General features: G+C 74.0%; 26 protein-coding genes. 15 read left to right on the forward strand and 11 right to left on the reverse strand.

The window, feature by feature from the left end; all coding sequences use genetic code 11:
- Positions 1-11 precede the first annotated feature (11 nt).
- Positions 12-929 (reverse strand): class I SAM-dependent methyltransferase, encoded by a 918-nt coding sequence (locus tag ACFWN3_RS18200; protein WP_377642061.1) that lies wholly within the window; start codon positions 927-929, stop codon positions 12-14.
- 188 nt (positions 930-1117) lie between these two features.
- Here ACFWN3_RS18200 and ACFWN3_RS18205 point away from each other — a divergent pair, with 188 nt between their 5' ends.
- The 3 genes from ACFWN3_RS18205 (at position 1118) to ACFWN3_RS18215 (ending at position 3686) form a co-directional block, all read left to right on the forward strand.
- A complete protein-coding gene (locus ACFWN3_RS18205) occupies positions 1118-1792 on the forward strand; it encodes a winged helix-turn-helix transcriptional regulator (protein WP_377642064.1) in 675 nt (224 codons plus the stop codon).
- 251 nt (positions 1793-2043) lie between these two features.
- Entirely contained in the window at positions 2044-2310 is a 267-nt protein-coding gene (locus tag ACFWN3_RS18210) for a hypothetical protein (RefSeq protein WP_377642066.1), read from the forward strand.
- A 71-nt stretch (positions 2311-2381) separates the two neighbouring features.
- Positions 2382-3686 carry a hypothetical protein gene (locus tag ACFWN3_RS18215; protein ID WP_377642068.1) on the forward strand — a complete coding sequence of 435 codons (1305 nt, stop codon included), beginning with the start codon at positions 2382-2384 and terminating at the stop codon, positions 3684-3686.
- 199 nt (positions 3687-3885) lie between these two features.
- Here the strand turns inward: ACFWN3_RS18215 and ACFWN3_RS18220 are convergent, their stop codons facing one another.
- Positions 3886-5295 (reverse strand): hypothetical protein, encoded by a 1410-nt coding sequence (locus ACFWN3_RS18220; protein ID WP_377642070.1) that lies wholly within the window; start codon positions 5293-5295, stop codon positions 3886-3888.
- Complete coding sequence (locus ACFWN3_RS18225; RefSeq protein WP_377642072.1) at positions 5288-7078, reverse strand: AMP-dependent synthetase/ligase; 1791 nt, start codon at positions 7076-7078, stop codon at positions 5288-5290. The genes ACFWN3_RS18220 and ACFWN3_RS18225 overlap by 8 nt, the downstream gene beginning before the upstream one ends.
- A gap of 81 nt (positions 7079-7159) precedes the next feature.
- Between ACFWN3_RS18225 and ACFWN3_RS18230 the strand changes: the two genes are divergently transcribed.
- Genes ACFWN3_RS18230 through ACFWN3_RS18255 form a run of 6 tightly spaced genes read left to right on the forward strand, consistent with a single transcriptional unit; the run spans position 7160 to position 11619 of the window.
- Positions 7160-7603, forward strand: a complete 444-nt coding sequence (locus ACFWN3_RS18230; protein ID WP_377642074.1) for an SRPBCC family protein — start codon at positions 7160-7162, stop codon at positions 7601-7603.
- Between the two features lie 8 nt (positions 7604-7611).
- A complete protein-coding gene (locus ACFWN3_RS18235) occupies positions 7612-8829 on the forward strand; it encodes an ArsA family ATPase (protein WP_377642076.1) in 1218 nt (405 codons plus the stop codon).
- Positions 8819-9319 carry a hypothetical protein gene (locus ACFWN3_RS18240; RefSeq protein ID WP_377642078.1) on the forward strand — a complete coding sequence of 167 codons (501 nt, stop codon included), beginning with the start codon at positions 8819-8821 and terminating at the stop codon, positions 9317-9319. The genes ACFWN3_RS18235 and ACFWN3_RS18240 overlap by 11 nt, the downstream gene beginning before the upstream one ends.
- The gene (locus tag ACFWN3_RS18245) at positions 9312-10286 is read left to right on the forward strand and encodes an ROK family glucokinase (protein ID WP_377642080.1); all 975 of its coding nucleotides are present in this window, start codon (positions 9312-9314) and stop codon (positions 10284-10286) included. Before ACFWN3_RS18240 ends, ACFWN3_RS18245 begins: the two co-directional genes overlap by 8 nt.
- Before the next feature lie 13 nt (positions 10287-10299).
- On the forward strand, positions 10300-10986 hold the full coding sequence (locus ACFWN3_RS18250) for an endonuclease/exonuclease/phosphatase family protein (protein ID WP_377642082.1): 687 nt from the start codon (positions 10300-10302) through the stop codon (positions 10984-10986).
- A gap of 45 nt (positions 10987-11031) precedes the next feature.
- The gene (locus tag ACFWN3_RS18255; protein WP_377642084.1) at positions 11032-11619 is read left to right on the forward strand and encodes a hypothetical protein; all 588 of its coding nucleotides are present in this window, start codon (positions 11032-11034) and stop codon (positions 11617-11619) included.
- 30 nt (positions 11620-11649) lie between these two features.
- On the opposite strand, the gene ACFWN3_RS18260 is transcribed toward ACFWN3_RS18255, so the two are convergent.
- The 6 genes from ACFWN3_RS18260 to ACFWN3_RS18285 form a co-directional block, all read right to left on the reverse strand.
- Positions 11650-12609, reverse strand: coding sequence for a carbon-nitrogen hydrolase family protein (locus tag ACFWN3_RS18260; RefSeq protein ID WP_377642086.1), 960 nt, complete (start codon positions 12607-12609; stop codon positions 11650-11652).
- Positions 12610-12732: 123 nt separating this feature from the next.
- A complete protein-coding gene (locus ACFWN3_RS18265; protein WP_377642088.1) occupies positions 12733-12963 on the reverse strand; it encodes a hypothetical protein in 231 nt (76 codons plus the stop codon).
- Positions 12964-13511: 548 nt separating this feature from the next.
- On the reverse strand, positions 13512-14219 hold the full coding sequence (locus tag ACFWN3_RS18270) for an ABC transporter permease subunit (protein ID WP_377642090.1): 708 nt from the start codon (positions 14217-14219) through the stop codon (positions 13512-13514).
- A 3-nt stretch (positions 14220-14222) separates the two neighbouring features.
- Entirely contained in the window at positions 14223-15137 is a 915-nt protein-coding gene (locus ACFWN3_RS18275) for an ABC transporter ATP-binding protein (RefSeq protein ID WP_377642092.1), read from the reverse strand.
- The gene (locus tag ACFWN3_RS18280; protein ID WP_377642094.1) at positions 15134-16030 is read right to left on the reverse strand and encodes an ABC transporter permease; all 897 of its coding nucleotides are present in this window, start codon (positions 16028-16030) and stop codon (positions 15134-15136) included. Before ACFWN3_RS18280 ends, ACFWN3_RS18275 begins: the two co-directional genes overlap by 4 nt.
- Positions 16023-17006, reverse strand: coding sequence for an ABC transporter ATP-binding protein (locus tag ACFWN3_RS18285; protein ID WP_377642095.1), 984 nt, complete (start codon positions 17004-17006; stop codon positions 16023-16025). The genes ACFWN3_RS18280 and ACFWN3_RS18285 overlap by 8 nt, the downstream gene beginning before the upstream one ends.
- A 92-nt stretch (positions 17007-17098) precedes the next feature.
- On the opposite strand from ACFWN3_RS18285, the gene ACFWN3_RS18290 reads away from it, so the two are divergent.
- Positions 17099-17602, forward strand: coding sequence for a DinB family protein (locus ACFWN3_RS18290; protein WP_377642098.1), 504 nt, complete (start codon positions 17099-17101; stop codon positions 17600-17602).
- A 56-nt stretch (positions 17603-17658) separates the two neighbouring features.
- Here ACFWN3_RS18290 and ACFWN3_RS18295 read toward each other — a convergent pair whose 3' ends face one another.
- On the reverse strand, positions 17659-18285 hold the full coding sequence (locus ACFWN3_RS18295; RefSeq protein ID WP_377642099.1) for a hypothetical protein: 627 nt from the start codon (positions 18283-18285) through the stop codon (positions 17659-17661).
- 111 nt (positions 18286-18396) lie between these two features.
- Between ACFWN3_RS18295 and ACFWN3_RS18300 the strand changes: the two genes are divergently transcribed.
- The 5 genes from ACFWN3_RS18300 to ACFWN3_RS18320 all read left to right on the forward strand — a co-directional run bounded on the left by ACFWN3_RS18300 (position 18397) and on the right by ACFWN3_RS18320 (position 23629).
- On the forward strand, positions 18397-19194 hold the full coding sequence (locus tag ACFWN3_RS18300; RefSeq protein WP_377642102.1) for a lysophospholipid acyltransferase family protein: 798 nt from the start codon (positions 18397-18399) through the stop codon (positions 19192-19194).
- Positions 19195-19205: 11 nt separating this feature from the next.
- Positions 19206-20390 carry a MacS family sensor histidine kinase gene (macS, locus tag ACFWN3_RS18305; RefSeq protein ID WP_377642104.1) on the forward strand — a complete coding sequence of 395 codons (1185 nt, stop codon included), beginning with the start codon at positions 19206-19208 and terminating at the stop codon, positions 20388-20390.
- Positions 20387-21124, forward strand: a complete 738-nt coding sequence (locus ACFWN3_RS18310) for a response regulator (protein WP_377642106.1) — start codon at positions 20387-20389, stop codon at positions 21122-21124. The genes macS and ACFWN3_RS18310 overlap by 4 nt, the downstream gene beginning before the upstream one ends.
- Positions 21125-21209: 85 nt before the next feature.
- Positions 21210-22562 (forward strand): class II 3-deoxy-7-phosphoheptulonate synthase, encoded by a 1353-nt coding sequence (locus tag ACFWN3_RS18315; RefSeq protein ID WP_377642108.1) that lies wholly within the window; start codon positions 21210-21212, stop codon positions 22560-22562.
- An 8-nt stretch (positions 22563-22570) separates the two neighbouring features.
- Positions 22571-23629 (forward strand): threonine aldolase family protein, encoded by a 1059-nt coding sequence (locus tag ACFWN3_RS18320; protein WP_377642110.1) that lies wholly within the window; start codon positions 22571-22573, stop codon positions 23627-23629.
- Positions 23630-23803: 174 nt separating this feature from the next.
- Here ACFWN3_RS18320 and ACFWN3_RS18325 read toward each other — a convergent pair whose 3' ends face one another.
- Entirely contained in the window at positions 23804-24736 is a 933-nt protein-coding gene (locus tag ACFWN3_RS18325) for a DMT family transporter (protein ID WP_377642112.1), read from the reverse strand.
- Between the last annotated feature and the right edge of the window lie 5 nt (positions 24737-24741).

Below are 24741 nucleotides of genomic sequence, written 5' to 3' on the forward strand. Positions count from 1 at the left end.
CCCCAGCTGGGTCAGGCCCGCCGAGCCGTCACGAGCAGGTACTCCCAGCCCATGGTCCCGTCGCTCCCGGTGCCCGAGGAGCCGTCGGCCAGCGCCGCGTCGCCGAGGGCGGCGAGCGCCTCGTCGAGCGCGGCGACCTTCTCCGGGTCGTCGGCGATGGCGCGGTACGTCGCGATGGTCGGGCCGTAGTTGGCCTTGAAGTAGTCGCGGAACGCGGCGCCGTCGGCGAAGTGACCCACCGGGAGGGTCGCCGTGGTCGCGACGAGGTCCTCGACCCGGTCGCCGAGGAGCTCGCGCACGTGCGCCTCGTCGCCCCACAGCGGCGGCGGCTGGGCACCCTCGGGCGGCGGCGGTGCGTACGGCCGCATGACGCCGAACATCCGCCCGATGAAGCCGGTCGGCGTCCAGCTGACGAGCCCGAGGCGGCCCCCGGGTCGCAGCACCCGCACCAGCTCGTCGGCGACCGGCTGGTGGAAGGGTGCGAACATCACCCCGACGCACGAGGTGACGACGTCGAACTCCGCGTCGTCGTGGGGGAGCGCCTCGGCGTCGGCTTCCTCCCACGTCAGGTCCAGGCGTTCCCGGCGGGCCAGCTGTTCGCCGACCACGAGGAGCTCGGGCGTGAGGTCGGAGGCCGTGACGTCCGCACCCGTCGCGGCGGCGGGCAGGGCCACGGTTCCCGACCCGGCGGCGACGTCGAGGACGCGGTCGTCGGCGCCGATGCCGCAGGCGTCCACGAGGACGTGGCCGAGCGGGGCGACGACGTCGGCCGCGACGGCCGGGTAGTCGCCGAGCGCCCACATGGCGCGGTGCCTGCGCTTGACCTCCGGGGCGCGCCCGAGGCGGGCGCCGTCGTGGGTCGGGGCGGGTCCGGTGGGTGTGGAGCCGTGGGTGGTGCCGGTGTCGGTGTCGGTGGTCTGCGTGCTCATCTGGTTCTCCTGGGTCGGGCGGTGCCGCTCCCTCGGCGGCTGCACCACGGTCGCGCGGGCCGGGTCACCGCATCCAGTGCCGGATGTGTAGCGACACCGGTTCACGATCTGTACTGGCGCGCCGTGGCCCGGCGGGTGTCCACTGGTCCATCGGGGGCGCGGCGGCGCGCCCCGGAGGAGGAGCGGGGATGTCGTCGTACGGACAGTTCTGCCCGGTGGCCAAGGCGATGGAGGTGCTCGACGAGCGGTGGACGCTGCTCGTCGTGCGTGAGCTGCTCATGGGCAGCCGGCACTTCAACGAGCTGCGTCGGGGCAACCCGAAGATGTCGCCCGCGCTGCTCTCGAAGCGGCTGCGACGGCTCGAGCGGGCCGGGGTGCTGCGGCGCGTCCTCGACGGCGGGCGGACGTCGTACGAGCTGACGGAGTCCGGGCTCGAGCTCAAGCCGCTCGTCGACGCCCTCGGTGCGTGGGGAGCCCGGTGGGTCGGTGAGCTGGGGGAGGAGGACCTCGACCCGCACCTGCTGATGTGGGACGTGCGGCGCACCATCCCGGTCGAGGCGTGGCCGCGGGGCCGCACGGTCGTCGCGATCCGCTTCGACGACGTCGCCGCGCCGGTGTCGCGCTGGTGGGTCGTCGTCACGGGTGACGACGTCGACGTCTGCGACGCCGACCCCGGCTTCGACGTCACCGCGACGGTCGACACCTCGTTGCGGACGATGACGCGGGTGTGGCGCGGCGACCTCGACTGGGAGCAGGCCCAGCGGACGGGTGGGCTTCGGGTCGAGGGTCCTCGGGAGGCGGCGCGCGCCGTGCCGGCGTGGATGGGCCAGTCCCTCCTGGCAGCCGTCCCCCGCCCCGCCTGACCCCCTCCCGCCGCGCCTGACCCCCTCCCGCCCCGCCTGTCCCCTCCCGCCCCGCCTGTCCCCCCTTTTCGGGGTGACCCCGAAAAGGCGCGCTTCCCCCGGGAGTTCTTCCGGGGGAAAGCGAGGGTTTCACGGGGGAAGCGCGTGACGCTGATGTCGTCGCGGCCGGCGCTGGGCCGGCGACGCCGAGGTGGCCTGTCGGTGGTCGCCCCTAGCGTGGTCATCAGTCCACCGGGAAGGGGTGACCACGAATGCCCAGCCACGTCAGCACGATGACCGTCGAGTGCCGCACGTGCCCCGTGCGCGAGCTGCACTGCGGCGACTGCATGGTGCCCGTCCTGCTCGACCTCACCGCGCCCTCGCTGCGCACCGACACCGCGCTCGACCCCGAGGAGCGCGCCGCGGTGACGCGGCTCGTCCATGCCGGGCTCGTCGACGCCGAGGAGGCCACCCGCGTCCGGGCCCGCCTCGACGACCAGGGCTCCGCCTCGTCCACCGGGGGCCGCGCCGTCGGCTGACCGTCCGAGGCCCTCGCCGTGATGCGGGCCGTGCAGGGCGGGTGCCCACGTCCGGTTCCTACGATGGCCGGGTGACCCCTCCGCCGCCGATCCGCCGACCCGGTCGCCGGATCGTCCTCGGGGCGGCCGTCGGAGCGCTCGGTGCGGGGGTCGCGGGGTGCTCGAGCGGCCCCCGGGACGCCGCTCCCGCACCCACCAGGACCACCCCCGGCCCCTCGGCGCCCGGCCCCGCGCCGGAGGACCTCGCCGTGGTGACCGAGGTCCTCACGACGCGAGCCGGGGCGCTCGTCGCCGGGGACGACGGCGCCTTCTTCGGCACGGTGTCCCGCGCCGACCCTTCGACCGAGGACCGCCAGGTCGCGGTGTTCACGGCCGCACGGGCGCTGGGCGTCTCGCGGCTGGTGGTCGACGACGTGCGCCTCGAGGCCGACCCGTCCGCCCTCCCCGGCGAGGCCGCCCTGCGTGCCACGGCACTCTGGCGCTACCGGATCGGCGACCTCGACCGTGCCGACCGCACCGCCTCCGTCGCCGCGCGACTGGTCCGGGTGGACGGTCGCTGGCTGGTGGTCTCCGAGCAGCCTGACGGACCCGGGGCGAGCCCGCCGTGGCTCGCCCTGTCGGGACTGGCGGTGCGCAGCACCGAGCACGCCGTCGTCGCCGGCACCGTCGACGGGCCACGTCTTGCCGAGTACGCCGCGATCGTCGACCGGGCGGTCCCCGACCTCCGGCGGGACTGGACGAGGACGCCCGGCCGCGTCCTCGTCCTCGCGCCCGCGACGCAGGAGGAGGCGGACGTCCTCCTCGGGCGCGACGGGGGAGCGGCCACGGAGGTGGGGGCGACGACCGAGGGCCCCACCGACACGTCGGGGCGGGCGACCGGCGACCGGGTCGTCCTCGACCCCACGGCCTTCGGGCGGCTCACCCGCGCGGGGCGCGACGTCGTCCTCACCCACGAGCTCGTCCACGTCGCCGTCCGGGCCACGGTTCCCGGGCGGACCGCGGCCTGGCTCGCCGAGGGGTACGCCGACCACGTCGGCTACCGGCGGGCGGACGTCGCGGTCGACGTGCTGCTCGCACCCCTGCTCGCGGAGGTCCGGGCCGGGCGGGGCCCCACCGACCTCCCGCGGCTCGACAGCCTCGAGCCGTCGTCAGGGTCGATCGAGGTGCCCTACCTCGGGGCCTGGCAGGCCGTGGAGCTGCTCGTCGCCCGGCACGGCGAGGCCCGGGTGCGCCGGCTCGTCATCGAGGGGGCCGCCACGGGGACCGACGCCGACGCCGAGGCTGCCACCGACCGGGCGCTCGGCGCCGTCCTCGGCACCGACAGGTCCACCCTCGTGCGCGAGTGGCGAGCCCACCTCGAGGCCCTCGCCCGCTGACCCGCACTCCTGCTGAGGTCGAGGTGTCAGGCGACCTCAGGACGGTCGGACGCCACCTCGAGTCAGCAGATTCCTCCGGGGTCGAGGTGAAAAGGGGAGCTCGGCTCGGTCGGACATCCTCGACCCGTGGCGCGTCCTCGGTCGAGGTATTCGGCCGGTGCCACACACCGGCCGAATACCTCGAACCAAGCGGGGCGCCTCACCTTTTCGGGGTCACCCCGAAAAGGTGCGGCTCGTGGGGCTGGTGGGATCCAGGGGTCGCGGTGTCCTCCGAGGGGGCGGGGTCACGGACGGCGTCGGCGGCGAGGGAGGCGGCCACGAGGGAGGCGACGAGCCAGAACTGGTTGTAGAACGCCTGCTTGTTGACGAGGTTGGCGACGGCCAGGACGAGGGCCAGCCACCGCAGCAGCTCGCCGACGGCGGGGGTGCGCCGCCACACGGCGTACGACGCCACCGCCACCGCCCCCAGCATCGCGACACCCGTCACGGCGAACGGGAGCTCGACCCCGTGCTCGTTGAGGGCGTAGAGGTACCACGTGTTCGCGAACCGGATCGGGTGGAAGGTCAGGAGGGTGGTCACGGTGTCCTCGACGAACGCGTCGGCGTCGGCGAGGACCCACGGCAGCATGAGGACGCCCGCCAGCCCGCCGGCCGCGAGGGTGCGCTGCCACCCGAAGGGACGCCACGCCAGCAGGACCGGTGCGAGGAGGGCGAGGTGCTGCTTGCTCGCGCAGGCCAGGGCCAGTGGCACCACGGCCCACCACGCGTGCCCGCGCCGTACGAGGACGGCCCACCACACGAGGAGCGCCGCGAGCACCGGCTCGGTCCACGCCTGGTCGACCTGGGTCAGCGTGCCCGGTGCGAGGACGAGCACCGCCACCACGGCCGCCGCGCGCTCGACGTGGCCCCGCGCGAGCGCCCACAGCCCGCCGAACAGCACGAGGGACCACAGGAGGATCGCCCACCGCACGTCCCCGGCGACCCAGCGACCCGGGGCCGTGAGCACCCCCATCCACGGCAGGTAGCTGAAGGTGTCCTTGACGCCGGGGGAGCCGGTCCACACCTGGGTGTAGAAGCTCTCGCCGCGCGACAGCGCGTCGGCGCCCTGCTGGAGGATGACCCACACGTCGATCCGCGGCGCTCGGTCACCGAGGATCGTCACCACCGACAGCAGCACGTGCGTGACGACCGCTGCGCCGAACGCGGCTGTGGCAGAGCGCCGCCCGGGCAGGGACAGCAGGACCGCGCACATCCCGCCCCCGACCGTGAGCACGACCAGCGCCGCCGTGAGCCATCCCCCGCGCAGGTAGGAGAACAGCGGGACGGTGAGCGTCGTGACGGTCGACCCCACGACGAGCGCCGGTGCCAGCCACCGGGGGAACGGCACCTCGACCCGACGCCACAGCCACCAGGCGAGCAGCGCGGTGACGACGGTCAGGGTGACGACGATCGGCACCCGGAAGCGGACGACCGACCACTGGATGACGCCGAACCACGCGAGCCACGCGAGCGCCAGCACGACGGCCGGGACCCGGCCCGCCCCCAGCCGGGCGAACGGGTCCCGCCGCCCGTCAGCCGCTCCCGCGGAACCCGATTCGGCCTCAGCCACCGTAGAGCGCGTCGACCTCGTCGCCGAAGTCGCGCATGACGACGTTCCGCTTGAGCTTCAGCGACGGGGTGAGGTGGCCCGTCTCCTCGGTGAAGTCGGTGTCGAGGATGGCGAACTTGCGAATCGACTCCGCCTTGGAGACAGCGGTGTTCGCGTCGTCGACGGCCTTCTGGATCTCGGCGATGACGCGCTCGTCGGTCCGTGCGGCGGCGAAGGGCACGCCCTCGAGGCCGTGGTTGGCGGCCCACCCCGGGTACATCTCCTCGTCGAGGGTCACGAGGGCCGCGATGAACGGCTTCGCGTCGCCGACGACGATGCACTGCGAGACGAGGGGGTGCGCACGCAGGCGGTCCTCGAGCACCGCGGGCGCGACGTTCTTGCCACCCGCCGTCACGAGGATCTCCTTCTTGCGGCCGGTGATCTTGAGGAAGCCGTCGGCGTCGACGTCACCGATGTCGCCGGTGTGGAACCACCCGTCGCGGATCGCCTCGGCGGTGGCGGCGTCGTTGCCGTGGTAGCCGCGGAAGACGTTGACGCCCTGGATGAGGACCTCGCCGTCGTCCGCGATCTTCACCGAGACACCGGGCAGGGGAACCCCGACGGTCCCGATCCGGATCGCCGAGGGGAGGTTCACCGTGGCCGGCGCGGTCGTCTCGGTGAGGCCGTAGCCCTCGAGGATCGTCACGCCGATGCCGCGGAAGAAGTGGCCGAGCCGGGTGCCCAACGGTGCACCGCCGGAGACGGCGTACTGGACCCGCCCACCCATCGCGTCGCGGAGCTTGCCGTAGACGAGCTTGTCGAACACGGCGTGCCGGAGCTTGAGGCCGAGCGGCACCGATCCCGCCTCCTGCGCCTCCGACCACGCGATGGCGGTGGCGGTGGCGCCGGCGAAGATCTTGCCCTTCCCGCCCGCCTCGGCCTTGGCCTCGGCGGAGTTGTAGACCTTCTCGAACACCCGCGGCACGGCGAGGATGAAGGTCGGCTTGAAGGCGGCGAAGTCGTCGAGCAGGGTCTTCAGGTCGGAGGAGTGGCCCATCCGGACGCCACCGGTCACGGCCAGGACCTCGATCAACCGGGCGAAGACGTGCGCCAGGGGCAGGAACAGCAGGGTCGAGGCACCGTCGGCCTTGATGACCTCGGGGAGCTTCTCGGCCGTGTTCTCGGCGAGCGTGAGGAAGTTGCCGTGGGTCAGCTGGGCACCCTTGGGCCGGCCCGTGGTCCCCGACGTGTAGATGATCGTCGCGAGGGCGTCGCGGTCCAGGCCGGAGCGGCGGGCCTCCAGCTCGGCGTCGTCGACGTCGGCACCGTCGAGGCGAAGCGTGGCGAGGTCACCGGCGTCGATGCCCCACACCTCGCGCAGCCCGGCCACGCGCTCGCGCACGGAGTCGACGGCGGCCTGGTGGGCGGGGGTCTCGACGACGACGCCCACGGCACCGGAGTCGGACAGGATCCACTCGACCTGGTCGGTGGAGGAGGTCTCGTAGATCGGCACGGGGACCGCACCGGCCGACCACAGCGCGAAGTCGACGACGGTCCACTCGTAGCGGGTGCGGCTCATGATGCCGACGACCTCGCCGGGCGCGATGCCCGCGGCGATGAAGCCCTTCGCGAGCTCGGCGACCTCGGTGGCGAAGGTGCGCGCCGTGACGTCGGACCACCCGCTGCCGGCTCGCTTCGAGAAGGTGACCCGGTCGGGCTCGGCGGTGGCCCAGCGGGACGGGAGGTCGGCGAGGCTGCCCTCCGTCGTCGCGGGCAGCACCAGGGGCGTGGAGTTCTCGGGCACGGGGTTGAACCCTCTCTCGCATCGGCTTGGCGAATGACACCCCAACTCTATGGCCCCGGCCGGGGCGGTACCCTCCGTGCCATGGCCGACCGCACGCAGTCCTCCGTCGACATCGCCGCCGAGCCCGGCGCCGTCCTCGACGTCATCGCCGACTTCGAGCGCTACCCCGAGTGGGCCGAGCAGGTCCAGTCGTGCACCGTCCTCAGCGAGGACGGCGACGGCTGGGCCGACCAGGTCGAGTTCGACCTCAACGCCGGCGCCATCAAGGACCAGTACGTCCTCGAGTACGACTGGGACGTCGACGAGGACGGCACCGGCGTCGTGCGCTGGAACCTCGTGCGGGCCACGCTCCTCAAGGGGCTCACCGGCAGCTACACGCTCGTCAAGGCGGGCAGCGGCACCCAGGTCACCTACGACCTCGAGGTCGACCTCACGATGCCGATGATCGGCATGCTCAAGCGCAAGGCCGAGAAGCACATCATCAACACGGCCCTGTCCGAGCTCAAGAAGCGCGTCGAGGCCTGAGCGCCACCGTGCCCCGGGTCGTCCTCGTCACCGGCAAGGGCGGCGTCGGGAAGACGACGACCGCCGCCGCGACCGCCGTCGGCGCGGCGCGCCGTGGCCTGCGCACGCTCGTCGTCTCCACCGACGCCGCGCACAGCCTCGGTGACGCCCTCGACGTCGACCTGCGGACCGCGGCGACCTGGCGCGACACCCACGAGGTCGAGCCGGGACTGCACGCCCTCGCCGTCGGGGCGCACACCGCCGTCGAGGCCGACTGGGAGGTCGTGCGCGCCTACCTGCTCGGGGTCCTCGACGCGATGGGGGTCGACCCCGTCGTCGCCGACGAGCTGACCTCGCTCCCCGGCGCCGAGGAGGTCGCCGCGCTCGCCGCGCTGGCCCACCAGGCGGAGGACGGCGGCTGGGACCTCGTCGTCGTCGACTGCGCCCCCACCGCCGAGACGCTGCGGCTGCTCGCGCTCCCGGAGGTGCTCGGCTGGCACCTCGACCGGCTGCTGCCGGCCCAGCGCCGCCTCCTCACCGTGCTGCGGCCTGCGGCCACCGCCGCGGCCGGGATCCCCACCCCCGGACCCGAGGTCGTCGGCGTCCTGCGCGCCTGGCGGGACCTCATGACCGGCGTGCGCGCCCTCCTCACCTCGCCCCGGGCGAGCGTGCGGCTCGTCACGACGCCCGAGCGGGTCGTCATCGCCGAGAGCCGCCGGGTCCTCACCTCGCTGAGCCTGCACGGGTACGCCGTCGACGCGGTCGTCGTCAACCGGCTCCTGCCCCCGGCGCCGTCCGGCGACCCGTGGCGCGCGGCGTGGGAGAGCGCCCAGGCCAGCGGGCTCGAGCAGGTCCGCGAGTCCTTCCTCGGGATCCCCCTGATGACGGCGCCCTACCTCGCCGGCGAGCCGATCGGCCCCGACGCCCTCGCCGAGCTCGCGGCGGCCACGGTCGCCGACTCCGGCGAGGTCCCCGACCTCCTCGACGACGTCGCGACCCCGCGCACCCGCGTCGAGGCCGACGGCGACGACTTCGTCCTCACCCTCCCGCTCCCGCTCGTCACCGCCGGTGAGGTCGACCTCGCGCGGCGCGACGACGACCTCGTCATCGAGGTGGGGGACCAGCGCCGGGTCGTCACCCTGCCGTCGGTGCTGCGCCGCTGCGTCGTCCAGAATGCTGCCGTGGGCAACGGAGAGCTGCGCGTGCGGTTCGAGCGCGACGAGGAGCTGTGGGCCAGTGGGCGCTGAGCGCTGGGACGAGCAGGTCGGCTCGGTCGCCGACGAGGCCGCCCGCCTGCTCGAGAGCCTGCGGCGCACCGCGGCCGACGCCACTGACGCCTCCGCCGCTGATGCCTCCGCCGCCGACGCCGCCGCCGCCGATGCGCGCGCCGGCGCCGCCGCACCCGACGCGGTGCCCGAGACCCACGGGGAGCCGCCCGGGTCGCCCGGTGGGGACGCGTCCGCCGGCTGCACCGACCCGTTCTGCCAGTGGTGCCCGCTGTGCCGCACCTCGGCGGTCGTCCGCTCCCTCAGCCCGGAGACGCTCGCGCGCCTCGCCGACCTCGCGGGCGTCGCCGCGGCGGTTTTGGCCGACCTCGCGAGCGCGCGCAGCCCGGCGACCGGGTCCCCCTCTGCCGCTCCGGTCGCCACTCCCGCACCGGAGGACGCCCGCGCCGGCCGCGCGCGCCCCATCCCGGTCCGCGACGCCGACGACCCGCAGGAGGAGCCCCGTGGCTGACGCCCCCCTCGCCATCGGGATCGACATCGGTGGCACCAAGGTCGCCGGCGGCGTCGTCGACGCGCACGGTGCCGTCCTCCGCCGGGCCCGCCGCGACACCCCCCACCGCTCCACGAGCCCGCGCGTCGTCGAGAACACCATCGTCTCCGTCGTCGAGGAGCTCCTCGGGGCCGGCGACGACATCGCCGCCGTCGGCATCGGGGCGGCCGGCTTCGTCGCCGCCGACCGGGCCACCGTCGTCTTCGCCCCGCACCTGTCGTGGCGCAACGAGCCGCTGCGGGCCGCCCTCGGCGAGCGCCTCGACGTCCCGATCTTCGTCGACAACGACGCCAACGCCGCGGTGTGGGCCGAGTACCGGTTCGGCGCCGGCCGGGGCGAGAGCCACCTCGTCATGGTCAACCTCGGCACGGGCATCGGCGGCGGCATCGTCCTCGACGGCCACGTCATCCGCGGCCGCTTCGGCATCGCGGGCGAGTTCGGGCACATGCAGGTCGTCCCCGACGGCATCCGCTGCGAGTGCGGGAACCGCGGCTGCTGGGAGCAGTACGCGTCGGGCAACGCGCTCGTGCGCGAGGCGAGGTCGCTGATGTCGGCCGGGAGCCCGGTCGTCTCCGACCTCTTCGACCGCGTCGGAGGGCATCCCGAGGACCTCACCGGCCCGCTGGTCACCGAGGCCGCCCGCGACGGCGACCCGCTGGCGCGCGAGCTCCTCGGCGAGATCGGCCGCTGGCTCGGCATCGGCATCGCCGACCTCGCCGCGGCCCTCGACCCGGGCACCTTCGTCATCGGCGGCGGGGTGAGCGCGGCCGGCGAGCTGCTGCTCGGACCCGCCCGCGAGGCCTTCCGCCGCCAGCTCACCGGGCGCGGCTACCGGCCCGAGGCGAGGATCGTCGCCGCCGAGCTCGGCAACGAGGCCGGGCTCGTCGGAGCGGCCGACCTCGCCCGCACCGACGCCCTCGGCGCCTGAGGCCGGCGCCGCGGTGGGGGTCGTGCGGGTCGCGTCGTACAACACCCGCGACTTCCTCGACGACCACCGTCTGGCGGCGCGCATCGTGCGGGCGATCGAGCCCGACGTCCTGTGCCTCCAGGAGGTCCCGCGCCGGCTGTTCGGGGCCTGGCGGACGCACCGCTTCGCCCGCGCGTGCGGGATGCGCTGGAGCGGTCGGCACCGTGGCAGCGGCGGCACCACGGTCTTCACGTCCGACCGGGTGCGGGTGCTCGCCGCCGACCACGCGCGGCTCCCGGTGCGCTGGCCCGACCGGACGCGCGGCTACGCCGTCGTCAGGGTCGGCGTCGAGGGTGGGGGCGAGCTGACGGCGGTCTCGGTGCATCTCAGCCTCAAGGCGGGGGAGCGCGTCGCGCACACCGAACGGATCCTGCAGGGCATCGCGGACCGCGGTCCGCTCGTCCTCGCGGGTGACCTCAACGAGGACGACTCCGGTGCCGCGTGGCACCTCATCGACGTCCCCGACCGCCTGCGGCTCGTCTCCCCGGCCGTCCCGACCTTCCCGGCGAGGAGGCCGCGCCGTCGCCTCGACGTCGTCTTCGCCTCGCCCGCGCTGCGGGTGCTCCCGCACCGTGAGGTCGCCGTGCCCGACGAGGCCTGGGCCCGGGCGAGCGACCACCGTGCGACGTGGGTGGACCTCGAGGTGCCTCCAGCGACCTGAGGCGTCCGTCGGGCCCGCGCCGCACCACCGTGCGACCATGCCTGCGTGCACCGCTCACGACCCGTCACCGCGCGCCCGCGTCGTCCGAGCCGGCCCTCTCGCGCCCGCGCCGCGGTCGCGGCGACCGCCTGCCTCGTCGTCGCCGTCCTCGGGGCCTGCTCCGGCGCGACCCCGTCGCCCGAACGACGGGTCGAGCTGACCCGCTACGGCGCCCCGGTGGCCACCTGGGAGGCCACGCACGACAAGGCTGCCGGCTTCGAGTCGTCGTACCTGCCCCTCGTCGAGCCCGGGAAGCCCTACTACCACGCGGTCGACACCTCCGAGGGCGACCGGGTCCTCTGGTACGGCCTGCAGTTCGCCCGCGGGACCGATGTCGCGACGGCCCGCGAGCGCGTCCTCGCGGAGTTCCCTCCCGGGGCGGTCGTCGAGCGGCAGGTGGACGACGCCGGCGACTGCGCCCTCCTGTTCGTGCGCAGCAGGGAGGTCGCGGCGGTGCTGGGGCACGGGCTCGTCGAGGTCCAGCTGACCACCGAGGGGACCGGACCGTTCCGCCCCGATGACGTGAGCCTGGCCCTGATGTCGCCGCCGTTCGAGGACGAGCGCAGCGACCTCGTCCTCGACCCCTTCTGCTGACCGGCTGGGGCCGAGGGCCGTCGGCCCGGTTCAGCCGGCGGTGTCGGTGGAGCGCTCCGTGACCGTCGTGGCGGGCCGGGGTGAGGTGTCGACGTGGAGGGAGAAGACGTCGGGCCGGTTGTAGTGCCCGGTCGGGTCCATGAACCGACGGGCGGCGGCGACGTCGGTGAGGTCGACCTCCACGACCAGGGTGCGTTCCTCCTCGCGGACCGGACCCGCCAGCACCGCACCGGAGGGTCCGACGACCACGGTGTTGCCCGGCTCGATCCACGGCCCGTTCTCCTCGACGAGGGCGGCGGGGACGAGCTCCTCACGATCGGGGAAGTCGGCCCGGATCGAGTCGACGTGCAGCACGGGGTTCACCCCGACGACGAACATCCGGTTCTCACGGGCCAGGTGCTGCATCGTCGCGACCCAGGCATCGCCCGTGGCGAGGGTCGGCGCCACCCACACGTCGACCCCCTGCGCGTAGAGGTGGAAGCGCGCCAGCGGCATGTAGTTCTCCCAGCAGATCAGGCCGCCCACCCGGCCCCTGCCGGTGTCGACGACCCGCAGGGTCGACCCGTCACCCATGCCCCACACCGTGCGCTCCGACCCGGTCGGCACGAGCTTGCGGTGGCGGTTGACAAGGCGTCCGTCGGGGGAGAAGTACAGCACCGTGTTGTAGATCGTCGAGCCCGTCGCCTCGCGCTCCTGGACGCCGACGACCAGCCAGACACCGTGGGTCCCGGCGATCGACGCGAGGCGGTCGGTCGCCGGGCTCGGGACGACGACGGCGTTCTCGACGAGCATCCGGAACCAGCGGTCGTCGCCGTCCCAGATCGGCCGGGTGTCGATCCAGATCGGCGTCCCCGGCACGAATGCCTCGGGCAGGACGACGAGCTGTGCCCCCTGCCGGGCGGCGTCGGCCGTCAGCTCATCGACGCGGTCGATGGTGGCCTCGCGGTCCATGAGGACGTAGCTGGCCTGGACGGCTGCGATCGTGAGCATCGCCATGACGCTCTCCCTTCCCCGAGGACCAGCGTGCCGTACCTCCGGCCGCTTGTCAGCAGGGCGACCGGGCGGCCTGGCACCTCACGTGCGAGGGGCGTCCTGGGCGGAGAGCCTCCGCCGTCAGTGGAACTCGTACCGACTTCGTGAGACGAAGAAGCCGGCTCCGGTCGCGGTGTTGTCGCACGTGAGTCCCTCCTCGGCCATCGTGCACAGGAGGTCACCGGCGCTCACCGAGCCGCCGTAGGGCAGGACGTGCTGCTCGCGGCCCATCACCGTCACCCGGTCGTCGAAGGGCCAGGTCGCTGGCGACGTCTCGGTGACCTCGGCCGCCTGGCTGACCGAGTCACTCACGCACTGGAAGCCCACGGACCGTTCGAGCCCCACGTCACCGCTCCAGTCGAACTCGCAGTCGGACGGTTCAGGGGGCAGCGTGAAGGTGCTCTCCAGGAGGGTGCAGCGAACAGAGGACGTCGAGCCGTTCTCCTCGACGGCACAGATGATGTTCCCGGTCGGACTCGCGAAACCCGTGAGACCGTCGAGAGGAGACGGAGCCGGCGTCGGTGAGCTCCCCCCTCCGTCAGGTGTCGGCGACGCAGTGGTCGAGGACGCGCCGGACGACGCCGACGAGGGCGCCTGCGAGGTCTGGTCCCCGCTGGGAGGAGCGGCCGACCCGCAGGCGCTCGCACAGGCGACGAGGGTCGCCGTGGCCACGAGCGTGGCAAGGGTGAGGGGCCTGGGAGGACGCTGCTGCGGACGTCCGCCCCCCACCGTGAGCTGCAGATCCCTCACGGAAGCTCCCTGCGCCGGTCCGGGTCGTGCGTCCAGACTAGCCGCCGTCCGTGATGGCTCGCCTGCACCAGACGCCCGACCTGCCTCAGAGGGCTCGCAACCGAGGGGGGCTACTCGTCGCCGCGCAGGGTGAAGGAGCGCAGCCGGTCGCCCGCGAACCACACCGACGCCACGGTCAGCACCGTCGCGGCCACGAGTGCGTACGTCGTGCCGACGTCGCCGTCGGGGAGCCGGGGGCTGATGGTCGCCGTGACCTCGCGGCCCCAGGCGGCGATCGACAGCCAGCGGATGCCGACGAGGACGAAGCCGAGGACGCCCTCCCAGAAGAGCGCGAACAGCAGGCCGATGACGACGGCGTTCCGGGTCAGGGCGGCCAGCCCGAGGAAGAGGGCCGCGTACGCCGTTCCCGCGACCGCCCCGCCGGCCGCGAGGGCGAGGGCGCGCCGGCCCTCGCCGGGGTCGAGGACGAGGCCGACGAGCCCGAGGGGGAGCGCGCCGAGCACCATCGTCACGCCCCACGCCGCGGCGAACTTGCTGAGGGAGATGACGTGGCGGCTGACCGGCTTGGAGAGCAGGTAGACGATCGACCCGTCGTCGACCTCCGGGCCCAGCACGGCCGAGGAGGCGAGCAGGGCGACGAGGGGAAGGGCGAGCGAGAAGCCGAGGCCGACCGCGGCGTCGACGCCGACCTGGAGGTCGGTGAGCAGCCGCACGACGACCGAGAGCACGAGGAGTGCTGCCGGGACGAGGACGATGACGAGGCCGCGGCGGTGGCCGAGCACGGCCTGCAGCGACAGGCGGACGAGCGTGCGGTTCACCCCTCAGCCCTCCACCAGGTAGGCGAAGACGCTCTCGAGCGACTCGTCGGTGGGGGTCAGCTCCTGCAGCCGGATGCCACGTTCGCTCGCCAGCCGTGGAAGGCGGGTCACGAACGTGCCGAAGTCGGCGACCGAGACCTCGAGGCCGCCGCCGGGGCGCAGCGCCACCGCGACGACCGACTCCTCGCCGATGAGCCCGGTGGCCAGGCCCCGGTCGTCGTCGGTGCTGACGACGTACCGGACGGGGCGGTCGGTCATCAGCCGCCGGATCTGGCCGAAGTCGCCGGACGCCGCGTGCCGCCCCGAGACGACGACCTCGATCTGCCGCGCGACGTGCTCGACCTCCTCGAGGATGTGCGAGCTGAACAGGACGGTGCGTCCCTCGGCGCCCATCCGGCGCAGCAGCGCCATGAGGTGCAGGCGCTGGCGCGGGTCGACCCCGTTGAACGGCTCGTCGAGGAGCAGCACCGCCGGGTCGTGGACGAGGGCTGACGCGAGCTTGACCCGCTGGCGCATCCCCTTGGAGTAGGTGCCGATCCGGCGGCCCGCGGGCTCGACCATGTCGACGACCTCCAGGGCCCGCTCGGTCGCGGCGCCGGGGTCCTCGAGCCCGTGGAGCTCGGCGTTCGCGACGACGAACTGGCGCCCGGTGAGGTAGCCGAAGCTGATCTCGCGCTCGGGGACCAGGCCGATGTCGCGGTAGGCGTCGGTGTGCCGCCACACGGCCCGGTCGTCGAGCGTCACGGTCCCGGCCGACGGCGCGAGGAAGCCCGACATCATCGCGATGAGGGTGGTCTTGCCGGCCCCGTTCGGGCCGAGGAGGCCGGTGACGCCCGGACGCACGGTCATCGAGATGCCGTTGACGGCGACGACGTTGCCGAACCACCGCGAGGCCTGGTCGAGCCGCAGCACGCTCACGAGGTCGCCACCCGTCGGTAGCGCAGCACGAGGGCGGCCAGGCAGCCGGCGGACAGCGCGAGCAGGACGCCGACGTAGACGAGCTCCATCGAGGTCGACGTGGGCGGGGTGGGGAAGTCGGCGCCCGTCCACGCGACCATGAGGCCGCGGTAGAGCGAGTAGGGGGAGAACAGCCCGGCGATCTCGCCGACCTCCGATCGGCCCTCCTCCGACGAGATCCCCTGGATCGCCGTGACGATGCCGTTCGCGATGACGAGGACCGCGATGATCGCGACGACGGCGAAGCCCCGCCGCGTCGACCACGAGGCGATGAGCCCGGCCACCCCCGACAGCGCCAGGGCGAGCAGCAGGGCCAGCCCGAGGGCGACCGCGGCCTCGCGCGTCTGGGTGCCGGCGTCGAGCTCGACGAGCAGGGCCGCGGCGTAGAGCACGACGATCGGGAGCGCGAGGAAGACGAGGGTCGCACCGAGCAGGGACAGCCAGCGCGAGACCGCGTAGGCCCCGGAGCGCAGCGGGCGTGCCAGGTACAGCGCGATGGTGCCGTGCCGCAGGTCGCGCGAGAACAGCACCGGTGCCTGCGACGCGACGAAGATGCCGAGGAGCACCTGGGTCTGCGAGGCGTACTCCGCGTACCCGATCGGGAGCTCGTCGAGGCCGCCGAACGCGAGCACCCCGCCGACGACGAGGGCGGGCACGACGTTCATCGCGAGGAGGAGGAAGGGGAGCACCTTCGAGCGGCCGGACCGGCCCAGGCCGAACGCGTTGCGGAAGCCCGTGACGACGAGCGAGCGGGCGATCGCCGCGGTGCCGAGCCGGGGACCGGTGTAGGGCCGGTAGCCGAGGTCGTGGATGACGCTGGCGCCCTCCGGCGTCGCGGACGAGGGGTCAGACACGGGCGGCCTCCTCGTCGGCGTCGTCGCTGGCCCCGCCGTCGTCGTCCGCGGCGACGTCCGCGTCCTCGGGGTCGGCGAAGACGTCCTCGATGCGGCGGTGGTCGACCTGGAGTCGGACCAGGCCGAGGCCGAGGTCGCTCGCGGTGTCCCGGACGAGGTCCCTGACGTCGAGGGTGTCGTGCGCGGCGGTCACGGTGAGCATCGAGCCGCGCGGGTGGGCCTCGACGCCGGCGTCGGCCAGCGCGGCGGCCATCCGGTCCCGGGCGTCGGTGCCGAGGACCTCGACGAGCAGGGTGCCGGTCTCGTCGAGGAACTCGTCGGTGCGCGAGGCGCGCAGCAGCCGTCCGCCGTCGAGGACGACGATGGTGTCGCTGACCCGTTCCAGCTCGCCGAGCAGGTGCGAGGTGACGATGACCGAGATGCCGAAGTCGTGGCCGATGCGCCGGACGAGCCCGAGCATCTCGTCGCGGGCGGCGGGGTCGAGGCCGTTCGTCGGCTCGTCGAGGAGGACGAGGCGCGGGTCGTGCGCGAGGGCCTGGGCGAGCTTGGCCTTCTGGCGCATCCCCGTGGAGTAGCCGCCCATCGGGCGGTACCGCTCCTCGCCGAGGCCGACGTGGCGCAGGACCTCGGCCGCCCGCTCCCGCGCCGCGACGCGGGGCAGCCCCGACATCATCGCGAGGTGGACGACGAGGTCGCTGGCGCTGACGTCGGGAGGCAGGCAGTCGTGCTCGGGGGAGTAGCCGACGACGGCCCGCACGGCCTCGGCCTCGGTGGCGAGGTCGTGCCCGAGCACCTCGACGCGTCCGTGCGTCGGGCTCACGAGGCCGAGGAGGATCTTCAGCAGGGTCGACTTCCCCGCGCCGTTCGCCCCGACGAGGCCGGTCGTGCCGACGGGCACCTCGAGGTCGAGCTCGTCGAGGGCCAGCACGGCGCCGTAATCCTTGGTGAGGCCCTCGGTTCGCACGACGGGATCCACGGCGCCCACCCTAGCCGCAGCGTGCGGCCGCCCCCGGGGTGCCGACACCGGTGGGCGCGGCGCGTCGGTGGAGGCCGACCTAGGGTGGCCGCGTGTCCACCGACCTCCACCCCGACCCCGACCGTGCCGTGCTGCTCGGCGCCCTCGCCGCCCAGCGTCGGCACGTCCTCGCCCAGCTCGAGGACCTGACCGACGAGCAGCTGCGCCGGCCGGTGCTGCCCTCGGGCTGGTCGTGCCTCGGGCTGGTCCGGCACCTGACCCTGTCGGACGAGCGCTACTGGTTCGGGGTCGTCGTCGCGGGGGAGCCGCTCGACTTCTGGCCCGAGGGCGAGAACGGTGACTGGCGCGTGGGTCCCGACGAGGCGGCGGCCGACGTCCTCACGGCGTACCGCACCGCGATCGCCCACGCCGACGAGGTCGTGGCCACCCGCCGGCTCGACGAGCCGCCGCTGACGCGTGAGGACGGCTGGGACGCCGACGACTTCCCCGACCTGCGCAGCGTGCTCGTCCACGTCCTCGTCGAGACCTCCGTCCACGCCGGGCACCTCGACGCCGTCCGGGAGATCCTCGACGGGCGCCAGCACATCGTGCTCTGAGCCCGGGCGCCGTCGTCGGACGCCGTCGTCGGGCGCCGGCCTCCGGCAGCCGGGCGTCAGACCCGGGCGCCGTCGTCGCTGTCGTGGTCGTCGCGGTTCCGCGGCTGGCGCAGGACGAGCAGCGCGAAGCCGATGAGGGAGACCGCGACGGAGGCGACGAACCACCGTGTGCTGTGGAACGGGCGGGCGAAGACGACGTAGAGGAGCATGAGCGGTCCGGCGACGAGGCCGATGACGGCGCCCCAGAAGTGCAGGTCCTCCTGCGGCGGCAGGCTGACCGGCGGTGGCTCGAAGTGCTCGTCCTCGAGGGCCGCCTCGGCCTTCGCCGCGGCGGCCTTCGTCTCGTCGTCGGGCTCGGCGGCGGCGCGCCAGGACGACGCGGGCAGGACGATGTCGAGCGGCGACGGGTTGACCCACGCGGGGCGCGTCGCGCTCGGGCCGGCGTCGGCGTCGGCGTCGGTGTCTACGGGGGCGTCGGTCGTCCGGGGCGCCTCGGGGAGGACGTCCTCGGTGGCGGTCCCCTCCACGTCCGTCGGCGGGGCGGGTGCGCGGTCGACCTCGGGCGGGCGGCCCGTGGGCGCGCGCTCCTCGCCGTCGGGGACGGGCCCGTCCCACCGCGCGATGATGGACGCGAAGCGCTCGTCGACGTCGCGCTCGTCCATCTCACCGGGCCGCTCGGCCACCGGTACCTCCTGGAAGTCCTTCGGGGCACGATCTTCGCACGCCACCGACGCACCCGAGCAGTGTGACCGGGTGCACTAGAGTTCGGGCGTCACGAACGAAAGGGTGGGCCGGTGTTCTACTGGGTGCTCAAGACGGTCATCCTCGGGCCGATCCTGAAGCTGCTGTTCCGACCCTGGGTCGAGGGTCAGGAGCACATCCCCGAGACCGGGGCGGCCATCTTCGCCAGCAACCACCTCTCCTTCTCGGACTCGGTCTTCCTGCCGCTCGTCGTGCCCCGCCGGATGACCTTCCTCGCGAAGTCGGACTACTTCACCGGCACCGGGCTCAAGGGCCGCCTCACGGCGGGCTTCTTCAAGGGCGTCGGCCAGCTGCCCGTCGACCGCTCCGGCGGCCGGGCGAGCGAGGCGGCCCTGCGCTCGGGCCTGAAGGTCCTCGGTCGCGGTGAGCTCCTCGGCCTGTACCCCGAGGGCACCCGCAGCCCCGACGGCCGCCTCTACAAGGGCAAGACCGGCGTGGCCCGGATGGCCCTCGAGGCCGGCGTGCCCGTCATCCCGGTCGCGATGATCGACACCGACAAGGCCCAGCCCACCGGCACGAAGATCCCCAAGCTCATCCGGGTCGGCGTCCGCATCGGCGAGCCGCTCGACTTCTCCCGGTACGAGGGCATGGAGGGCGACCGCTTCGTGCTCCGCTCGATCACCGACGAGATCATGTACGCGATGATGGAGCTCTCCGGCCAGGAGTACGTCGACATGTACGCGACGGCGATGAAGGACCGCATCGCCCGCGAGAAGAAGAACAAGGCCCGTGAGGCCGCCGAGGCCGCCCGCCCCGGTCGCGCGACCGACGAGCTCGAGGCCGCCCTCGACGACATGGACGAGCCCGGCCCGGAGCGCCGGGCCAGCTGAGCGGCCGCCGGGTGGGGGTGCTGGGGCCGCGGTCGCCGCGGACCGGCCGGCGCGAGCCGGTCGTCGTCGAGTCCTTCCACCGCGGCCTCGACGTCTTCCGTCCCGTCGCCACCGTCTACGCCGCGTTCCTCGCGTGGCAGCGGCACGAGACGATGGTCCGGCCGTGGGTGGCGGCGCTCGTCCTCGGCGTCATGCTCGCGTGGTCGCTCGGCCTGCTCCTCTACCGCCGGCGCAGCACCCGGGTCGTCGTCGTCGAGGTGGCGATCGCCGTCCTCGGCGTCCTCGCGACGCTCCTCGCCGAGACGCCCGAGGCGATCGCCCAGGGCCAGTTCACGATCCCGACGATCTGGGCGGCCGGGTCGGTCGCCGGGGGAGCCGTGGCCGCCGGGGCCCGCGGGGGACTCCTCGCGGCCGCGGTCATCGCCGTCGCCGACCTCATCGAGGTCGGCTCGCCGACCCAGACGACGGTCCACAACATCGTCCTGCTCCTCCTCCTCGGTGGGCTCATCGGCCTGGCCGTCGACCTCGCCCGGCGGGGCCTGGAGCAGGAGGAGCAGGTGCTCCTCGAGCGCGAGCGGCTCCACGAGCGCGAGCGGATCGCCCGGGTCGTCCACGACGGCGTCCTCCAGTCGCTGGCCTTCATCCACCGCCGGGGCGACGAGATCGGCGGTCCGGCGGCCGAGCTCTCGACCCTGGCCGCCGAGCAGGAGCGCTCGCTGCGACGGTTCGTCTCCGGCACCGGGGCCCCCGACGTCCCCGACGGCGTCGCCGACCTGCGCGGCGTCCCGGGGGCCGAGACCGACCTCCGGCACCTCCTCGCCGTCCGCGAGCGCCCCGACGTGGCGGTGTCGGTCCCCGCCGACCCGGTCCTCGTCGACGCGCCGGTCGCCCACGAGGTCGACGCGGCGGTGGCCGCCGCCCTCGACAACGTCGAGCGGCACGCCGGGCCCGGTGCGCGCGCCTGGGTGCTCCTCGAGGGTGACTCCGCCGGCATCGAGGTGACGATCCGCGACAACGGGGTCGGCGCCGAGCTCACGGACCTCCTCGACGCCTCGGCGCACGGCCGGATGGGTGTCAGTGGCTCGATCCGGGGACGCGTGGAGGACCTGGGTGGGACAGTCACCTGGACGACGCGGCCCGGGGGTGGCTGCGTCGTGCGGATGACCGTCCCCCGCAGCGTGAAGGAGCGTCGATGAGCGAGCAGGGCCGGACCGGCACCGCCGGGGGTGGGGCGGCAGGGCCCGAGGAGCCGACCGTCCTCGTCGCCGACGACCACCCGCTGTGGCTGTCGGCGCTCGAGCGCGACCTCTCGGGGCACGGCCTGCGGGTCGTCGCCACCGCCGCCGACGGGCCGTCGACCGTGCGGCGGGCGAGGGCCACGCGACCCGACGTCCTCGTCCTCGACCTCAACCTGCCGGGGATGCGCGGCGACGAGGTGTGCCGCGCCCTCGGCGACCTGCCGACGCGCGTCCTCATCCTCTCGGCGAGCGGCGAGCAGCACGACGTCCTCGCGGCGATCAAGGCCGGCGCCACGGGCTACCTCGTGAAGTCGGCCTCGGGGCAGGAGATCGTCGACGCAGTGCGGGCCACCGCCCGGGGCGAGGCGGTCTTCACGCCCGGGCTCGCCGGCCTGGTCCTCGGGGAGTTCCGCCGGATGGCGTCGACGTCCGAGGCGGTCCCGGAGCCCGAGAAGGACGGACGGCGCCCCATCCCCGAGCTCACCGAGCGCGAGACCGAGGTGCTGCGCCTCGTCGCGACCGGGATGTCGTACAAGGAGATCGCCTCCGAGCTCTTCCTCTCGCACCGCACGGTCCAGAACCACGTGCAGAACACCCTCGGCAAGCTGCACCTCCACAACCGGGTCGAGCTCGTCCGGTTCGCGCTGGCCCGGGGCCTCGAGGACGACCCCGACGGGTCCCGGGCGTCCTGAGCCGCGCGCGCCACGGGCCGGTGCCCGCATACCGCCATGCGGGCACGCGAGGGCCCGATGGGGGCGGGACCTATCCTTGGTCCTCGTGAGCACGAGCACCGACTCCGACCCCCGCCAGCGGCTCGCCGCCGGTGCCGACCTGCCTGCCGCCCAGCAGCCGGTCTGGCCCGACCGCGCCGCGCTCGACGAGGCCGTGGCCACGCTCGCCGGCTACCCCCCGCTCGTCTTCGCGGGGGAGTGCGACGTCCTCAAGGACCGGATGGCCGCGGTCGCCCGGGGTGACGCGTTCGTCCTCCAGGGCGGCGACTGCGCCGAGACCTTCGCCTCCGCGACGGCCGACAACATCCGCGACCGGATCAAGACGATCCTGCAGATGGCGGCGGTGCTCACCTACGGGGCGTCGGTCCCCGTCGTCAAGGTCGGCCGGATGGCGGGGCAGTACGCCAAGCCGCGCAGCAGCAACGACGAGACCCGCGAGGGCGTGACCCTGCCGGCCTACCGCGGCGACATGGTCAACGACTTCGAGTTCGACCCCGAGTCCCGCACCCCCGACCCCGACCGCCTCGTCCGGGGGTACCACGCGAGCAGCGCGACGCTGAACCTCGTGCGCGCCTTCACCATGGGCGGCTTCGCCGACCTGCGCCACGTCCACGACTGGAACAAGGGCTTCGTCGCCAACGCCGCGAACGCCCGCTACGAGCGCCTCGCCCGCGACATCGACAAGGCCATGAAGTTCATGGCCGCCTGTGGCGCGAACTTCGAGGCGATGCGCACGACCGAGTTCTTCTCGGCGCACGAGGCGCTGCTCCTCGACTACGAGCGCCCGATGACGCGCGTCGACTCGCGCACCGGTGACCTCTACGACACCTCGGGCCACTTCATCTGGGTCGGCGAGCGCACCCGCGACCTCGACGGCGCGCACATCGACTTCGTCTCGAAGGTGCGCAACCCGGTGGGGGTCAAGGTCTCCGCGAACGCCGACACCGACGACCTGCTGCGGATGATCGACCGGATCGACCCGCAGCGCGAGCCGGGGCGGCTCACCTTCATCACCCGCATGGGCGCCGGACGGATCCGCGAGGCGCTGCCGACGATCGTCGAGAAGGTCACGGCCTCGGGCGCCTCGATCACGTGGGTCTGCGACCCGATGCACGGCAACACCTTCGAGTCGGCCTCGGGCTACAAGACGCGCGACTTCGACGACGTCGTCGAGGAGGTCCAGGGCTTCTTCGAGGTGCACCGCGGCCTCGGCACGGTGCCGGGGGGCATCCACGTCGAGCTCACCGGCAACGACGTCACCGAGTGCCTCGGTGGGGCCGAGCGGATCCTCGACGCCGACCTCGCCAAGCGCTACGAGTCGGTGTGCGACCCGCGGCTGAACCACCAGCAGAGCCTCGAGCTGGCGTTCCTCGTCGCCGAGATGCTCAACAAGGACTGAGCGCCCTCGTGACCGCGTACGTCGCCGACCTGTTGTCCGACACCCTCACCCGTCCGACCCGCGCGATGCGCGACGCCATGGCGAGCGCGGAGGTCGGCGACGACGTCTTCGGAGAGGACCCCACGGTCCGTGCGCTCGAGCAGCGCGTCGCCGGGCTGCTCGGCCACGAGGACGGGCTCTTCACGCCGACGGGGTCGCTGGCCAACCAGCTGGGGATGCGGCTGCACGTCGCCCCCGGCCAGGAGGTCGTCGCCGACCAGAACGCGCACGTCGTGCGGGCCGAGCTCGGCGCGGCGGCGGCGTTCTCGGGCATCACCTCGCGCACGTGGCCGTCGGTGCGCGGGCGGCTCGAGCCGTCGGGGCCGATGTCGCTCGTGACGACCGGCGTCGGGCCGTACCAGGTCGAGACGGCCCTCGTCGTCGTCGAGAACACGCACAACTTCGGTGGGGGCACCGTCCAGCCGCTCGAGGCCATCCGTGACGTGCGCGCCGCGACCTCGGCCGTCGGGGTCGCGATGCACCTCGACGGCGCGCGGCTCTGGAACGCCCACGTCGCCTCGGGGGTGTCGCTCGCCGACTACGGCCGCGAGTTCGACACCGTGTCGGTCTGCCTGTCCAAGGGGCTCGGCGCGCCGGTGGGGTCGGTCCTCGTCGGGTCGGCCGCGCGGATGGCCGAGGCACGCGTGTGGCGCAAACGCTACGGCGCCGGGATGCGGCAGGTCGGCATCCTCGCGGCCGCCGGGCTCCACGCCCTCGACCACCACCTGGAGCGCCTGGCCGACGACCACGCCCGTGCGGCCCGGTTCGCCGCGGCGTGCGCGGAGGCGGCCCCGGGCTCGGTCGTCGCGTCGACGGTCGAGACGAACATCGTCGTCCTCGACGTCGGTGCGGCCGGATGGACGGCGGCGGCCTTCGTCGCAGCCCTGCTGGAGCACGGCGTGCGGACCTACGCGGTCGGCCCGGCGGCGGTCCGGCTCGTGTGGCACCTCGACGTCGACGACGCCGGCACCGAGGCCGCCGTCGACGCTGCGACCGCGGTTCTGCGGGCCGTACCCCCCACCCCGTGAGCCTCCCCTTTCCCGCCTGAGGCGGAAAAAGGACCGATGGGACGGCGGAACCTGCGGTGAGGCACCCTGAACTTCGGGGTGCCCAGCCGAAGGTTCCGGTGCCGTGCGTCGTCACCCGCAGGTTCGCTGCCCCCCATCGGCCCCGGTGACCGAGTCGTCGGGTCCTGACCGCGGTCAGACGTCGTGGTGGAGGGCCTCGACGGGCGGGTCCTCGGCGGCGGTGGCCCCGGGGTCGCGGGGCGTGGACCGCAGCTCGACGAGGTACATCGCCGCCACGACGAGCGCCCCGCCGAGCAGCATCCGCCGGGTCAGCGACTCCCCGCCGAGCAGGACCGCGAAGAACGCCGCGAAGACCGGTTCCAGGGCCATGACGATGGCGGCCCGGGTCGCCGTGAGGTGCGCCTGCGCCCACGTCTGCGCCCACAGGGCCATCGCCCCGGCGACGAGCGCCATGTAGAGCAGCGAGGCCCACTGCCCACCGTCCGCCGGCAGGGTGAGCCCGCCCGGGACGGCCGCCACGCCGCACACGAGCGCGATGACCGACGCCTGGACCGTCGCGAGGCCGACCGCCGCCGACGGCGTCGACCAGCGCCCCAGCGCGACGATGTGCCCGGCGTAGAGCACCGCCGACGACAGGGTCAGGGCCTCTCCGGCGCCCACCGACAGCCCCCGCAGCGACAGCACGGCGAGCCCGACCGACGCCAGCCCCACCGCGAACCAGGTCACCGGCCCGATCCGGTCGCGCAGGACCACCGCGCCGAGCACGGGGGTCAGGACGACGTAGGTCCCGGTGATGAAGCCGGAGACCGACGCGTCGGTGTGCTGCAGGCCCATCGTCTGGAGCACCTGGGCGAGCCCGTACAGCACCCCGAGGACGACCCCGACCCGCAGGTCGCGTTGCCCCAGACCCAGCGTCTGCCGGCGGAAGAGCACGAACATCACGACCGCGGCGATGCCGAAGCGCACGGCGAGGAAGTCGGCCGGTGGCACGTGCTGGACGAGGTCGCGGATGAGGAAGAACGTCGAGCCCCACACGGCCGTGACGCCGACGAGGAGCAGGGTCGCGAGACGCGCGTGGCGCGGCCCGCCGGGCGAGGCGGTCGTCATCGAGG

Source organism: Oryzobacter terrae, from assembly GCF_042756445.1.
Classification (GTDB): Bacteria; Actinomycetota; Actinomycetes; order Actinomycetales; family Dermatophilaceae; genus Oryzobacter; species Oryzobacter terrae.

Bases quoted from the DNA above. Each gene is read 5' to 3' on its own strand.
- ACFWN3_RS18310 (WP_377642106.1), top strand. From the start codon at position 20,387: ATGAGCGAGCAGGGCCGGACCGGCACCGCCGGGGGTGGGGCGGCAGGG.
- ACFWN3_RS18230 (WP_377642074.1), top strand. From the start codon at position 7,160: ATGGCCGACCGCACGCAGTCCTCCGTCGACATCGCCGCCGAGCCCGGC.
- ACFWN3_RS18260 (WP_377642086.1), bottom strand. From the start codon at position 12,609: ATGCTCACGATCGCAGCCGTCCAGGCCAGCTACGTCCTCATGGACCGC.
- ACFWN3_RS18205 (WP_377642064.1), top strand. From the start codon at position 1,118: ATGTCGTCGTACGGACAGTTCTGCCCGGTGGCCAAGGCGATGGAGGTG.
- ACFWN3_RS18210 (WP_377642066.1), top strand. From the start codon at position 2,044: ATGCCCAGCCACGTCAGCACGATGACCGTCGAGTGCCGCACGTGCCCC.
- ACFWN3_RS18200 (WP_377642061.1), bottom strand. From the start codon at position 929: ATGAGCACGCAGACCACCGACACCGACACCGGCACCACCCACGGCTCC.
- ACFWN3_RS18325 (WP_377642112.1), bottom strand. From the start codon at position 24,736: ATGACGACCGCCTCGCCCGGCGGGCCGCGCCACGCGCGTCTCGCGACC.